At 67.9% G+C, this 12,695-nt stretch carries 15 protein-coding genes; all 15 read left to right on the forward strand.

The annotated features are described in order from the left end of the window. Window positions 1-612, forward strand: a complete 612-nt coding sequence (gene cobO, locus AC0MAZ_RS10325; protein ID WP_236247923.1) for a cob(I)yrinic acid a,c-diamide adenosyltransferase — start codon at window positions 1-3, stop codon at window positions 610-612. Then, window positions 609-1,904, forward strand: coding sequence for a cobyrinate a,c-diamide synthase (locus AC0MAZ_RS10330; protein ID WP_203647682.1), 1,296 nt, complete (start codon window positions 609-611; stop codon window positions 1,902-1,904). The genes cobO and AC0MAZ_RS10330 overlap by 4 nt, the downstream gene beginning before the upstream one ends. Beyond that, the gene (bluB, locus tag AC0MAZ_RS10335) at window positions 1,901-2,551 is read left to right on the forward strand and encodes a 5,6-dimethylbenzimidazole synthase (RefSeq protein WP_028690901.1); all 651 of its coding nucleotides are present in this window, start codon (window positions 1,901-1,903) and stop codon (window positions 2,549-2,551) included. The genes AC0MAZ_RS10330 and bluB overlap by 4 nt, the downstream gene beginning before the upstream one ends. Further along, window positions 2,548-3,456, forward strand: a complete 909-nt coding sequence (cbiB, locus tag AC0MAZ_RS10340) for an adenosylcobinamide-phosphate synthase CbiB (RefSeq protein ID WP_475861011.1) — start codon at window positions 2,548-2,550, stop codon at window positions 3,454-3,456. The genes bluB and cbiB overlap by 4 nt, the downstream gene beginning before the upstream one ends. Next, window positions 3,449-4,441 carry a threonine-phosphate decarboxylase CobD gene (cobD, locus tag AC0MAZ_RS10345; protein WP_475861013.1) on the forward strand — a complete coding sequence of 331 codons (993 nt, stop codon included), beginning with the start codon at window positions 3,449-3,451 and terminating at the stop codon, window positions 4,439-4,441. Before cbiB ends, cobD begins: the two co-directional genes overlap by 8 nt. Next, window positions 4,438-5,892: a cobyric acid synthase gene (locus tag AC0MAZ_RS10350; protein ID WP_234560835.1), complete on the forward strand. Its 1,455-nt coding sequence runs from the start codon at window positions 4,438-4,440 to the stop codon at window positions 5,890-5,892. The genes cobD and AC0MAZ_RS10350 overlap by 4 nt, the downstream gene beginning before the upstream one ends. A gap of 1 nt (window position 5,893) precedes the next feature. Further along, complete coding sequence (gene cobU / locus AC0MAZ_RS10355) at window positions 5,894-6,415, forward strand: bifunctional adenosylcobinamide kinase/adenosylcobinamide-phosphate guanylyltransferase (protein ID WP_203647678.1); 522 nt, start codon at window positions 5,894-5,896, stop codon at window positions 6,413-6,415. Then, the gene (cobT, locus tag AC0MAZ_RS10360) at window positions 6,412-7,467 is read left to right on the forward strand and encodes a nicotinate-nucleotide--dimethylbenzimidazole phosphoribosyltransferase (protein ID WP_475861015.1); all 1,056 of its coding nucleotides are present in this window, start codon (window positions 6,412-6,414) and stop codon (window positions 7,465-7,467) included. The genes cobU and cobT overlap by 4 nt, the downstream gene beginning before the upstream one ends. Then, a complete protein-coding gene (gene cobC, locus AC0MAZ_RS10365) occupies window positions 7,464-8,033 on the forward strand; it encodes an alpha-ribazole phosphatase family protein (protein ID WP_475861017.1) in 570 nt (189 codons plus the stop codon). The genes cobT and cobC overlap by 4 nt, the downstream gene beginning before the upstream one ends. 1 nt (window position 8,034) lies before the next feature. Continuing rightward, window positions 8,035-8,769: an adenosylcobinamide-GDP ribazoletransferase gene (locus AC0MAZ_RS10370; RefSeq protein WP_254464766.1), complete on the forward strand. Its 735-nt coding sequence runs from the start codon at window positions 8,035-8,037 to the stop codon at window positions 8,767-8,769. Window positions 8,770-9,067: 298 nt separating this feature from the next. Then, window positions 9,068-10,192 (forward strand): glycoside hydrolase family 5 protein, encoded by a 1,125-nt coding sequence (locus AC0MAZ_RS10375; protein WP_475861407.1) that lies wholly within the window; start codon window positions 9,068-9,070, stop codon window positions 10,190-10,192. A 42-nt stretch (window positions 10,193-10,234) separates the two neighbouring features. After that, on the forward strand, window positions 10,235-10,639 hold the full coding sequence (locus AC0MAZ_RS10380) for a MarR family winged helix-turn-helix transcriptional regulator (protein WP_203647674.1): 405 nt from the start codon (window positions 10,235-10,237) through the stop codon (window positions 10,637-10,639). 64 nt (window positions 10,640-10,703) lie between these two features. Further along, on the forward strand, window positions 10,704-11,906 hold the full coding sequence (locus tag AC0MAZ_RS10385; protein ID WP_186712761.1) for an MFS transporter: 1,203 nt from the start codon (window positions 10,704-10,706) through the stop codon (window positions 11,904-11,906). Continuing rightward, complete coding sequence (locus tag AC0MAZ_RS10390) at window positions 11,903-12,025, forward strand: hypothetical protein (protein WP_267813785.1); 123 nt, start codon at window positions 11,903-11,905, stop codon at window positions 12,023-12,025. Before AC0MAZ_RS10385 ends, AC0MAZ_RS10390 begins: the two co-directional genes overlap by 4 nt. A 46-nt stretch (window positions 12,026-12,071) precedes the next feature. Continuing rightward, the gene (locus AC0MAZ_RS10395; protein ID WP_186712762.1) at window positions 12,072-12,623 is read left to right on the forward strand and encodes a glutathione peroxidase; all 552 of its coding nucleotides are present in this window, start codon (window positions 12,072-12,074) and stop codon (window positions 12,621-12,623) included. Window positions 12,624-12,695 lie beyond the last annotated feature (72 nt).

Genomic DNA, 12,695 nt, shown 5'->3' on the forward strand with positions numbered 1-12,695 from the left:
ATGAGCGAATCCATCGAACGCGACGAACGTCACCTGGCGCGCATGCAGCGCAAGAAGGCGATCATCGACGAGCGCATCGCCAATTCCCCCAACGAATGCGGCCTGCTGCTGGTGCTGACCGGCAATGGCAAGGGCAAGAGCAGCTCGGCCTTCGGCATGCTCGCCCGCGCCCTGGGCCACGGCATGCAATGCGGCGTGGTGCAGTTCATCAAGGGCCGCAACAGTACCGGCGAGGAGCTGTTCTTCCGTCGTTTCCCCGAGCAGGTGCGCTACCACGTGATGGGCGAGGGCTTTACCTGGGAAACCCAGGACCGCCAGCGTGACATTGCCGCCGCCGAGGCAGCCTGGGCGGTGTCGCGGCAGTTGCTGCAGGACTCGTCGATCCAGTTCGTCGTGCTCGATGAGCTGAATATCGCCCTCAAACATGGCTACCTGGACCTCGATCAGGTGCTTTCGGATATCCAGGCCCGTCCACCGATGCAGCATGTGATCGTCACCGGTCGCGCCGCCAAGCCGGAAATGATCGAACTGGCCGACACCGTCACCGAGATGGGCATGCTCAAGCACGCCTTCCAGGCCGGTATCCGCGCGCAGAAGGGCGTCGAACTGTGAGTGAGTCGCGCCAGTGTCCCGCCGTGCTGATCGCGGCCCCGGCCTCGGGCCAAGGCAAGACCACGGTCACCGCCGCCCTGGCTCGCCTGCACCGCAACCTCGGGCGTAAGGTGCGGGTGTTCAAGTGCGGGCCTGACTTTCTCGATCCGATGATCCTGGAGCGCGCCAGCGGCGCGCCGGTCTACCAGCTCGACCTGTGGATGATTGGCGCCGAGGAAAGTCGTCGCCTGTTGTGGGAAGCGGCGGGCGAGGCCGACCTGATCCTGATCGAAGGCGTGATGGGCCTGTTCGACGGTACCCCGTCAAGCGCCGACCTGGCACGCCACTTCGGCGTGCCGGTGCTGGCGGTGATCGACGGCACGGCCATGGCCCAGACCTTCGGCGCCCTGGCCCTGGGCCTGGCGCGCTACCAGCCCGACCTGCCGTTCGCCGGGGTGCTGGCCAACCGGGTCGGCAGCCTGCGCCATGCGCAACTGCTCGAAGGCAGCCTGACCGAAGGCCTGCGCTGGTACGGCGGGTTGTCCCGCGAGCGCGGCATCGAGCTGCCCAGCCGCCACCTCGGCCTGGTCCAGGCCAGCGAGTTGAACGATCTGGATGCTCGACTGGACGCTGCCGCCGAAGCGCTCGGTGCCAGCTGCGATGCCGCGTTGCCGCCACCGGTCAGTTTTGCCGGGCCTGAGCCGGTGAGCGTGACCTCGTCGCTGACCGGGGTGCGCATCGGCGTGGCCCGCGACGAAGCCTTTGCGTTCACCTACGGTGCCAACCTCGACCTGCTGCGCGGCCTCGGTGCGCAGCTGGAGTTCTTCTCGCCGGTGCATGATCGCGAGCTTCCCGTGGTGGACAGCCTCTACCTGCCCGGCGGCTACCCTGAGCTGCATCACCAGGCCCTGGCCGCCAACGCGCCGATGCTGGAGGCGATCCGCGCCCATCATGCCGCCGGCAAGCCGCTGCTGGCCGAGTGCGGTGGCATGCTCTACCTGCTCGACGCACTGACCGACGTGGCGGGCGAGCGCGCCGCGCTGCTGGGCCTGCTGCCGGGCGAGGCAACCATGCAGAAGCGCCTGGCGGCCCTGGCCCTGCAGGCGGTCGAACTGCCTGAAGGCACCCTGCGTGGCCACACCTACCACCATTCGCTGACCAGCACCGAGCTGGCGCCGATCGCCCGTGGCCTGAGCCCCAACGGTGGGCGGGGCAACGAGGCGGTCTATCGCCTGGGGCGCCTGACCGCCTCCTACGTGCACTTCTATTTCCCCTCCAACCCCGATGCGGCGGCGGCGCTGCTGCGACCATGAGCCGACACGCCTACAGTGAAGCCGAACGCCAGGCCATCTACCGGGCCATTGGCGAACGCCGCGACATGCGCCATTTCGCCGGGGGCGAGGTGGCCCCCGAGTTGCTCGGGCGCCTGCTCGCCGCCGCCCATCAGGCACCCAGCGTGGGCCTGATGCAGCCGTGGCGCTTCATCCGTATCAGCCAGCGTGCATTGCGCGAGCGGATCCAGGCGCTGGTGGAGCAGGAGCGGGTACGCACCGCCGAGGCCCTGGGCGAGCGCTCCGATGAATTCATGAAGCTCAAGGTCGAAGGCATCAACGACTGCGCCGAAGTGCTGGTGGCGGCGTTGATGGACAAGCGCGAGGCGCACGTCTTCGGTCGCCGCACCTTGCCCGAGATGGACCTGGCCTCGCTGGCCTGCGCCATCCAGAACCTGTGGCTGGCGGCGCGTGCCGAAGGGCTGGGCATGGGCTGGGTGTCGCTGTTCGACCCCGAGGCCCTGGCCGAGCTGCTGGGCATGCCCGCCGGCGCCAAGCCCATGGCGGTGCTGTGCCTGGGGCCGGTGACCGAGTTCTATCCGGCACCGATGTTGGTACTGGAAGACTGGGCCGAGCAACGACCGTTGAGCGAGATGCTGTACGAAAACCATTGGGGAGAGCGTCCATGAGCGTGGCCTTGCTGACCGTGGCGGGCGTGGCCCTGGATGCGCTGCTGGGCGAGCCGCGTCGACGTCATCCGCTGGTGGGTTTCGGCAACTTCGCCTCGCGCCTGGAACAACGTTTCAACGCCGGCGGGCGCGGCTGGCGCAGCCATGGCGTTACCGCGTGGTTCCTGGCCGTGGTGCCGCTGACTCTGCTGGCGCTGATCCTGTCGTGGCTGCCGTATATCGGCTGGCTGGTGGATGTGCTGGCGCTGTACTGCGCCTTGGGCCTGCGCAGCCTGGGCGAGCATGTGCTGCCGGTGGCCCAGGCGCTGCGCCAGGGCGACCTGGCCGAGGCGCGGCGGCGCGTCGGTTACCTGGTCAGCCGCGAGACCCGCGAGCTGGACGAGCCCGCCGTGGCCCGGGCGGCTACCGAGTCGGTGTTGGAGAACGGCAGCGACGCGGTGTTCGCCGCGCTGTTCTGGTTCGTCGTGGCCGGCGCGCCGGGGGTGGTGCTGTATCGCCTGAGCAATACCCTGGACGCGATGTGGGGCTATCGTAACGAGCGCTTCGAGCGCTTTGGCTGGTGCGCGGCGCGCATCGACGATGGCCTGAACTATATTCCCGCCAGGCTGGTGGCGCTGACCTATGCGCTGCTGGGCAAGACCCGCCTGGCCCTGGCCTGCTGGCGCAGCCAGGCGCCGCTGTGGGACAGCCCGAACGCCGGCCCGGTGATGGCGACGGGGGCCGGTGCGCTGGGCGTGGAGCTGGGCGGCCCGGCGGTGTATCACGGCGAGTTGCACGAACGGCCGCGCCTGGGTGAAGGGCCAATGGCCGACGCCGATGCCATCGAGCGCGGCTGGAGCCTGGTGCAGCGCGGCGTGTGGCTGTGGGTGCTGTTGATCTGCGTGGGAGCCTATATGAATGCTTGAACACGGTGGCCGCCTGCTGCGGGCGGTGAAACAGTACGCCATCCCTCGGGAGCAGTGGCTCGACCTGTCCAGCGGTATCGCGCCATGGCCTTACCCGATACCGCCGATTCCGCTGGAGGCCTGGGCCCGCCTGCCGGAGACCGAGGATGGCCTGGAGGCGGCGGCGCGGCAGTACTACGGCGCGCAGCCGTTGCTGGCGGTGGCCGGTTCCCAGGCGGCGATCCAGGCCTTGCCGTACTTGCGCCCGGTCGGGCGGGTCGGGGTCCTGTCGCCGTGCTATGCCGAGCATCCGCATGCCTGGGCACGGGCAGGGCACACGCTGGTCGAACTGGACGAGACCGAGGTCGAGGACGTGCTCGACAGCCTCGACGTGCTGGTGCTGGTCAACCCCAACAACCCCACTGGCCGCCGGGTGACCCGCGAACGCCTGCTGGCCTGGCATACGCGCCTGGCCGAGCGCGGTAGCTGGCTGCTGGTGGACGAAGCCTTCATGGACAACACGCCCGAACACAGTGTGGTCGATCAGGCCGGGCAACCGGGCTTGATCGTGTTGCGCTCGTTCGGCAAGTTCTTCGGCCTGGCCGGCGTGCGGCTGGGGTTTGTCGTCGCCCAGGTGGATGTGCTGCGACGCCTGGCCGAGGCACTCGGGCCCTGGACCGTCAGCGGCCCGACCCGTGAGCTGGGGCAGGCGTGTTTTGCCGACGACGCGGCGCACCAGGCACAAATTGCCCGTTGCGCCCAGGCCAGCCAGCGTATGGCCACCTTGCTTGATGGTGCAGGCCTGCCACCCAGCGGTGGCTGCGACCTGTTCCAGTACGTGCGTGATGAGCGTGCCGCGCACCTGCATGAATTTCTCGCCCGCCGTGGCATCCTGGTGCGCTTGTTCGAGCAGCCGCCCGCGCTGCGTTTCGGCCTGCCTGCCACGGCGTCGGACGAACAACGTCTGGCCCAGGCCCTGGCGGACTACCAGAAGGAATCGGCATGACCACCCTCATGGTGCAAGGCACCACCTCCGATGCCGGCAAGAGCACGCTGGTCACCGCCCTGTGCCGCTGGCTGCTGCGCCAGGGCGTTGCCGTGGTGCCGTTCAAGCCGCAGAACATGGCCCTCAACAGCGCCGTGACCGCCGACGGCGGCGAGATCGGCCGCGCCCAGGCGGTGCAGGCCCAGGCCTGCCGGCTGGCGCCGCACACCGACATGAACCCGGTGCTGCTCAAGCCCAACAGCGATACTGGTGCCCAGGTGATCGTCCATGGCCGCGCGGTGACCAGCATGAACGCCGTCGCCTACCACGACTACAAGGCCATCGCCATGCAGGCGGTGCTGGCGTCCCACGAGCGCCTGAGCGCAGCCTATCCGGTAGTGATGGTCGAAGGTGCCGGCTCCCCGGCGGAGATCAACCTGCGGGCCGGCGACATCGCCAACATGGGCTTCGCCGAGGCGGTCGACTGCCCGGTGATCCTGGTGGCCGATATCAACCGGGGCGGCGTGTTCGCCCACCTGGTCGGCACCCTGGAGCTGCTGTCGGCAAGCGAACAGGCGCGGGTCAAGGGCTTTGTCATCAACCGTTTCCGTGGCGACATCGCCTTGCTGCAACCGGGCCTGGACTGGCTGGAGCAGCGCACCGGCAAGCCAGTGCTGGGGGTGCTGCCCTATGTCACCGACCTGCACCTGGAGGCCGAGGACGGTATCGATACCCGCCAGGGGACGAAGGGCGAGCGCGTGCTCAAGGTGATCGTCCCGGTGCTGCCGCGGATCAGCAACCACACCGACTTCGACCCGCTGCGCCTGCATCCGCAGGTGGACCTGCAGTTCATCGGCCCGGGCCAGCCGATCCCGCCCGCCGACCTGATCATCCTGCCAGGCTCCAAGAGCGTGCGCGGCGACCTGGCGCAACTGCGCGAGCGTGGCTGGGACACCGCCATCGCCCGGCACCTGCGCTACGGCGGCAAGCTCATCGGCATTTGCGGCGGCCTGCAGATGCTCGGCGAGCAGGTGCATGACCCACTGGGCCTGGAAGGGCCCGCCGGCTCCAGCGCGGGCCTCGGCCTGCTGGCCTACAGCACCGTGCTGGAGGCCGAGAAGCAACTGCGCAATGTCACAGGCACGCTGTACCTCGAACAGAGCCCGGTGTCGGGTTACGAGATCCATGCCGGTGTCACTCAGGGGCCGGCGCTGGAGCGTCCGGCGGTGCAACTGGCCGATGGCCGTGCCGACGGCGCCATAAGCGCCGACGGACAGATCCTCGCCACCTACCTGCATGGCCTGTTCGAGGGCAGCCAGTCGTGCGCCGCGCTGCTGCGCTGGGCAGGTTTGGCCGATGTGCAGCCCATCGACTACGAGGCCCTGCGCGAACGCGATATCGAGCGCCTGGCCGACCTGGTCGAGCAGCACCTGGACACCGCGCGCCTGCGCCAACTGTGTGGAGTCGTCTGACATGCGCAACCTGATCCTCGGCGGCGCCCGTTCGGGCAAGAGCCGCCTGGCCGAGCAACTGGCCGAGGCCAGCGGCCTGTCGGTGACCTACATCGCCACCAGCCGGCCGCTGGATGGCGAGATGAATGAACGCGTGCGCCTGCACCGCGAGCGCCGTCCGGCCCATTGGGGGCTGGTGGAGGAGCCCGTGGCGCTGGCTGATGTGCTGCGTGCCGAAGCCGCCGAAGGACGCTGTCTGCTGGTGGACTGCCTGACCCTGTGGCTGACCAACCTGCTGATGCTCGAGGATGACCTGCGCTTGGCGCAGGAGCGCGACGCACTGCTCGAGTGCCTGGTGCAGTTGCCGGGCACCGTCATCCTGGTCAGCAACGAAACCGGCCTGGGCGTGGTGCCCATGGGTGAACTGACCCGTCGCTACGTCGACCTGGCGGGCACGCTGCACCAGGCTGTGGCCGAACGCTGCCAGCGCGTGGTGTTGACCGTGGCCGGCCTCCCTCTCATGCTCAAAGGACCTGCCCTATGACCCAGATGTGGTGGCGTGATGCCTGCCAACCCCTCGACACCGCCGCCATGGACCAGGCCCGCGCCCGTCAGCAGCAACTGACCAAGCCGGCCGGCTCCCTCGGCCAGCTCGAAGACCTTGCAATCCGCCTGGCCGGCCTGCAAGGGCGCGAGCGTCCCAGCCTGGAACGCATCGCCATCACGGTCTTTGCCGGTGACCATGGCGTGGTGGAGGAGGGCATCTCCGCCTATCCACAGGCGGTGACCGGGCAGATGCTGCGCAACTTCGTCGGCGGTGGCGCGGCGATCAGCGTGCTGGCGCGCCAACTGGATGCTCAACTGGAAGTGGTCGACCTCGGTACCATCGACCCGACCCTGCAACTGCCCGGTGTCCATCACCTGAACCTCGGGCCCGGCACCGCCAACTTCGCCCGTCAGCCGGCGATGACCGACGCGCAATTGGCGGCGGCGTTGCAGGCGGGGCGCGACAGTGCCCTGCGCGCACTCGACAACGACACCCAGTTGTTCATCGGCGGGGAAATGGGCATCGGCAACACCACCGCCGCGGCGGCACTGGCCAGTACGTTGCTGGGCTGCCCGGCGCGTGAGCTGAGCGGGCCGGGCACCGGCCTGGACAGCGCCGGCGTGCGGCACAAGGCCGAAGTGATCGAACGTGCCTTGGTGCTGCACGGCCTGCGTGCCGACCAGCCGCTGCAGGCGCTGGCCTGTGTCGGCGGCTTCGAGATCGCCGCCCTGGCCGGTGCCTACCTGGCGTGCGCCCAGCATGGCGTGGCAGTGCTGGTCGATGGCTTCATCTGCAGTGTCGCCGCCCTGGTGGCGGTACGCCTCAATCCACAGTGCCTGCCGTGGTTGCTGTTCGCCCACCAGGGCGCCGAGCCGGGGCACAAGGTCCTGCTGGCGGCCCTGGAGGCCGAGCCGCTGCTGGTCCTGGGGCTGCGCCTGGGCGAGGGCAGCGGCGCGGCGCTGGCGGTGCCGCTGATCCGCCTGGCCTGCGCCCTGCACGGACAGATGGCGACCTTCGCCGAGGCGGCGGTGGCGGATCGCCCGGCATGATCCTCGAACTGCTGCGCCATGGCGAGACGGAACTGGGTGGCGGCTTGCGCGGCAGCCTCGACGACGCCCTGACCGAGACTGGCTGGGCGCAGATGCGCCAGGCTGTCGCCGAGGCCGGCCCTTGGGATGTGCTGGTCAGTTCGCCGTTGCAGCGCTGTGCGGCGTTCGCCGATGAGCTGGGTGCGCGCCTGAACTTGCCGGTGCTGCGCGAGGCCGGTGTGCGCGAGCTGCACTTCGGCGAGTGGGAAGGGCAAAGCGCCGCGCAGATCATGCAGGTTGACGCCGATGCCCTGGGGCAGTTCTGGAATGACCCGTATGCGTTCACCCCGCCGGGCGGCGAGCCGGTGCTGGCCTTTGCCGAACGGGTGCTGGATGCGGTCGCGGGCTTGCGCCGCAGGTATGCGGGCCAGCGCGTGCTGCTGGTCACCCACGGCGGGGTGATGCGGCTGTTGCTGGCGCGGGCGCGTGGCTTGCCGCGTGAGCAATTGCTGCAGGTCGAGGTCGGGCATGGGGCGCTGGTGCGCCTGCTGCTGGATAACGACGGCCAGATGCGCGAGGTGGGTTGAGATGCTGCCGTTCTGGATCGCCCTGCAGTTCCTCAGTAGCTTGCCGGTACGCTTGCCGGGCATGCCGGAGCCTCGCGAGATGGGGCGTTCGCTGCTGTGCTATCCGCTGGTGGGGCTGCTGTTCGGCCTGTTGTTGTGGCTGGCCAGCCATCTGCTGCAAGGCACCGCGGCGCCCTTGCACGCGGCCTTGCTGCTGGCGCTGTGGGTGCTGCTCAGCGGCGGGCTGCACCTGGACGGCCTGGCTGACAGCGCCGACGCATGGCTGGGGGGCTTCGGTGATCGCGAGCGCACTTTGCAGATCATGAAGGACCCGCGCAGCGGGCCGATTGCCGTGGTCACGCTGGTGCTGGTATTGCTGCTGAAGTTCTGTGCCCTCTGGGTGCTGGTCGAGCGGGGCGCTGGCGGCCTGCTGGTACTGGCGCCGGTCGTGGGAAGGGCGGCGATGCTTGGGCTGTTTCTCGGCACGCCTTACGTGCGTGCGGGTGGGTTGGGTGCGGCCCTGGCCGAACACCTGCCCCGGCGCGGCGCGATCTGGGTATTGTTGGTTTCTGCGCTGGCCGGACTGGCGCTGGGAGGCTGGGCGGTGCTGTGGCCACTGCTGGCGGCGTTGGTGGTATTCGTGTGGCTGCGTAAGCTGATGTGCCGTCGCTTGGGTGGAACCACAGGGGACACGGCCGGGGCGCTGTTGGAACTGCTGGAATTGACGGTGGTAATTACCCTGGCACTACGCGCATAGCTTCAGGCCGACACGTTCCCCTGTGTAGGAGCGGCCTTGTGCCGCGAAAGGGCCGCCTAGCGGCCCCAGGATTTCAGCGTTAATGCAATGATCGCCGGGGCCGCTTTGCGGCCCTTTCGCGGCACAAGGCCGCTCCTACAGAAAGCGGACGTGTCCTGCATGGATCTCGGAAACCATCCCCACGTAATGCGGCTATCCTCGTTCGCCCCTCCAAATATCAGGAGCCCCCGCCATGCACCCCTGGATACTCGCCAGCCTGCTGGCCCTTGCCGCCATACCCGCCACCGCCGCCGACCTGATCGATTTCTGGAACACCCCCCGCCACGGCGGCAACAGCTTCAACCGCCTGCCCCCGGACCAGGCCTACTTCGATGCGCTGAAAGGCTACGGCGCCAGCTGGGTACGCCTCTCCTACGATAAATGGCACCCGGCCGAACGCGACTTCCTGCTGGGCAACGCCGACGATTACCAGGGCCTGGCCGACGCCGACCTGAAGCAGCTCATCGCGGTGCTGGACCGCGCCCACGCCGCCGGCCTCAAGGTGGTCATCACGCCGCTGTCGCTCCCCGGCATGCGCTGGGCGCAGAACAACCAGAACCGCTTCGACGACCGGCTATGGCAGGACAAGCGTTACTGGACCCAGTCCACCCGTTTCTGGCGAGACGTTGCCCAGGCCCTCAAGGACCACCCGGCTGTTGCCGCGTACAACCTCATCAACGAGCCCGCTCCAGAGAAACAGGGAAACCTGGCCGAGCACGCCGACCTCGATCGGATGAAGCAGTGGTACGCCCGCGAGCAGGGCGGGGCGCGTGACTTGCCAGCGCTCTATCGGCAGTTGCTGGCGGCGATCCGCAAGGTCGACGGCAAGACGCCGGTCATGGTCGATGCCGGCTGGTACGCCGCCGCCGATGCCTTCGGCTACTGGCCCAAGGCGTTGGCGGATGAGCGTGTGCTGTACAGCGTGCACATGTACGAACCCTATGCCGCCACCAGTGCGCCTAATCTTGCTCGCGAGCAACCTTTCGCCTATCCGGGGCCTGTGCCGTTTGCCGGGCAGACCCGGCAGTGGGATGCCGAGCAGGTCGCCCGCTATCTGCAACAGCCGGTGGATTGGGCCGATTCGATCAAGTTGCCGCGTTCGCGCCTTGTGGTGGGGGAGTTTGGCTGCATGCGTCGGTTGCCCGGGTGCCGACAATACCTGGAGGATGTGCTCGCGGTGCTGGATCGCCAGCAATTGCATTGGGCCTTCTACAGCTTCCGCGAGGACAGTTGGGATGGCATGGATTACGAACTGGGTTCGGCCAAGGTGCCATGGCGCTATTGGCAGGCTATCGAAAATGCAGCGCCGGACCCCTTGCCGCGCAAGGCCACGGCCGAGTTCGAGCCGATCCGCCAGCGCCTGCAGCCTGAACCGACACCGTGAAATTTCTTGCAACATCCATAATGCGGGTATATACACGTAACCATGCTGACCAGTGAATGCATCTGTACCCATCTGCGTCGCGCCGCCCGTGGGGTGAGCCGGCATTACGACGAGGCCCTTGCCGGCTTCGGCATCAATGTCGCCCAGTTTTCCCTGCTGCGCCATGTACAGCGCCTCGACCGCCCCAGCATCACCTGCCTGGCCGAGGCCATGGGCCTTGAGCGCAGCACCCTGGGCCGTAACCTCAAGGTGCTCGAGGCCGATGGCCTGGTGCGTCTTGCCGACGGCGACGACCAGCGCAACCGCGTGGTGCTGCTGAGCGAAGCGGGCAGGGCGCGCCTGGACGCCGCCTACCCGGCCTGGCAGCAGGCTCAGAGGCAGTTGGTGGAGCGACTGGGTGAAAGCCAGCGTGACGAGTTGGTGCGCTTGCTGGAGCAGCTTGCCTGAACGACCACGATAGAAAGCGGGTATATACCCGTATCAACCTTGCGATGGGCTGGAGACAACGACAATGACTTCCCTTTGGCGGAGCAGCGGTTGGGTACTTGTGGGGGCGGCGCTGATCCTGGCGTTGTCGCTGGGGGTGCGACATGGTTTCGGCCTGTTCCTGGCGCCGATGAGTGCCGAATTCGGCTGGGGTCGTGAGGTGTTCGCCTTCGCCATCGCCCTGCAGAACCTGATCTGGGGCCTGGCCCAGCCGTTCACCGGCGCCCTGGCCGACCGTCTGGGCGCGGCCAAGGTGGTGGTGATCGGCGGCATCCTCTACACCGCCGGACTGGTGATGATGGGCATGGCCGACTCGGCCTGGTCGCTGTCGCTGAGCGCCGGCCTGCTGATCGGCATCGGCCTGTCCGGCACTTCGTTCTCGGTGATCCTTGGCGTGGTCGGGCGCGCCGTGCCGCCGGAGAAACGCAGCATGGCCATGGGCATCGCCAGCGCCGCCGGCTCCTTCGGCCAGTTCGCCATGCTCCCCGGCACCCTCGGCCTGATCCAGTGGCTGGGCTGGTCGGCGGCCTTGCTGGTGCTGGGCCTGATGGTGGCGCTGATCGTGCCGTTCGTAGGTATGCTGCGTGATCGACCGCTGCCCAGCCATGGCGCCGAGCAGAGCCTCGGCCAGGCGCTGCGCGAGGCCTGTTCGCACTCCGGCTTCTGGCTGTTGGCGCTGGGCTTTTTCGTCTGCGGCTTCCAGGTGGTGTTCATCGGCGTGCACCTGCCGGCCTACCTGGTCGACCAGCACCTGCCGGCGATCACCGGCACCACCGTGCTGGCGCTGGTCGGCCTGTTCAATATCGTCGGCACCTATACCGCCGGCTGGCTCGGCGGGCGCATGTCCAAGCCGCGCCTGCTGACCGGCCTGTACCTGCTGCGCGCCGTGGTCATCGTGCTGTTCCTCTGGGCGCCGGTGACCCAGTTCAGCGCCTACCTGTTCGGCATTGCCATGGGCCTGCTGTGGCTGTCCACGGTGCCGCTGACCAATGGCACCGTGGCCACGCTGTTTGGCGTGCGCAACCTGTCGATGCTCGGCGGCATTGTGTTCCTGTTCCACCAGTTGGGCGCGTTCCTGGGTGGCTGGCTGGGCGGGGTGGTCTATGACCAGACCGGCAGCTACGACCTGGTATGGCAGATCTCGATCCTGCTCAGCCTGCTGGCCGCGGCCCTCAACTGGCCAGTGCGTGAACGCCCGGTCGCCCGTCTGCAGGCCCAGGCCGCATGAACCGCCTGCTCGGGCGTGGCCTGATGCTGGTCGCCGCCGTGCTGGTGCTGGCGTTGGTGTGGTGGGGCTGGCACAAGGGCGGGCTGGCGTTGATGCAGTTGGGCATGAGCCTGTGTTAAGCGCTACCCTGCACATTCAAGGAATCATGTGCAGGAGACCGCTATCATGCATGCCCGCTGGCTGACCCTCCCCCTGCTGGCCCTGGCCGCCGCCACTTCGAGCTGGGCAGCCGACTGCCCGGCACTGCTCCAGGGCAGCCTGCCGGAGCTGCGTGGCAAGGAGCAGATCGACCTGTGCCAGCGCTTCGCCGGCAAGCCGCTGGTGGTGATCAACACCGCCAGCTACTGTGGCTTCGCCCCGCAGTTCGAAGGACTCGAGGCGACCTACAAGGACTACCACGAACAGGGCCTGGAAATGCTCGGCGTGCCGTCCAACGACTTCAAGCAGGAAGACGCTGACAGCGACAAGACCGCCAAGGTCTGTTACGCCAACTACGGCGTGACCTTCACCATGACCAAGGCCCAGCCGGTGCGCGGCAAGGACGCGATCCCGCTGTTCGTCGAGCTGGCCCGGCAGAGCAGCGCGCCGAAGTGGAATTTCTACAAGTATGTGGTGGACCGCAAGGGCAAGGTGATCGGCAACTTCTCCAGCCTGACCAAGCCGGATGATCCGGCGTTCAGGGCGGCGATCGACAAGGCGATTGCTTCGCAGCCTTGAGGGGGTACCTGGCATTTTTGCCAGTTATTCGCTGGTCGAGCAGATGTTAGGTTGTCGGCATCTACCGCTCGG

It is taken from the genome of Pseudomonas sp. A, assembly GCF_056270345.1.

Coding starts and splice junctions, on each gene's coding strand:
- cobO (WP_236247923.1), top strand. CDS start 1: ATGAGCGAATCCATCGAACGCGACGAACGTCACCTGGCGCGCATGCAG.
- bluB (WP_028690901.1), top strand. CDS start 1,901: ATGAGCCGACACGCCTACAGTGAAGCCGAACGCCAGGCCATCTACCGG.
- cbiB (WP_475861011.1), top strand. CDS start 2,548: ATGAGCGTGGCCTTGCTGACCGTGGCGGGCGTGGCCCTGGATGCGCTG.
- cobD (WP_475861013.1), top strand. CDS start 3,449: ATGCTTGAACACGGTGGCCGCCTGCTGCGGGCGGTGAAACAGTACGCC.
- AC0MAZ_RS10350 (WP_234560835.1), top strand. CDS start 4,438: ATGACCACCCTCATGGTGCAAGGCACCACCTCCGATGCCGGCAAGAGC.
- cobU (WP_203647678.1), top strand. CDS start 5,894: ATGCGCAACCTGATCCTCGGCGGCGCCCGTTCGGGCAAGAGCCGCCTG.
- cobT (WP_475861015.1), top strand. CDS start 6,412: ATGACCCAGATGTGGTGGCGTGATGCCTGCCAACCCCTCGACACCGCC.
- cobC (WP_475861017.1), top strand. CDS start 7,464: ATGATCCTCGAACTGCTGCGCCATGGCGAGACGGAACTGGGTGGCGGC.
- AC0MAZ_RS10370 (WP_254464766.1), top strand. CDS start 8,035: ATGCTGCCGTTCTGGATCGCCCTGCAGTTCCTCAGTAGCTTGCCGGTA.
- AC0MAZ_RS10380 (WP_203647674.1), top strand. CDS start 10,235: ATGCTGACCAGTGAATGCATCTGTACCCATCTGCGTCGCGCCGCCCGT.
- AC0MAZ_RS10385 (WP_186712761.1), top strand. CDS start 10,704: ATGACTTCCCTTTGGCGGAGCAGCGGTTGGGTACTTGTGGGGGCGGCG.
- AC0MAZ_RS10390 (WP_267813785.1), top strand. CDS start 11,903: ATGAACCGCCTGCTCGGGCGTGGCCTGATGCTGGTCGCCGCCGTGCTG.
- AC0MAZ_RS10395 (WP_186712762.1), top strand. CDS start 12,072: ATGCATGCCCGCTGGCTGACCCTCCCCCTGCTGGCCCTGGCCGCCGCC.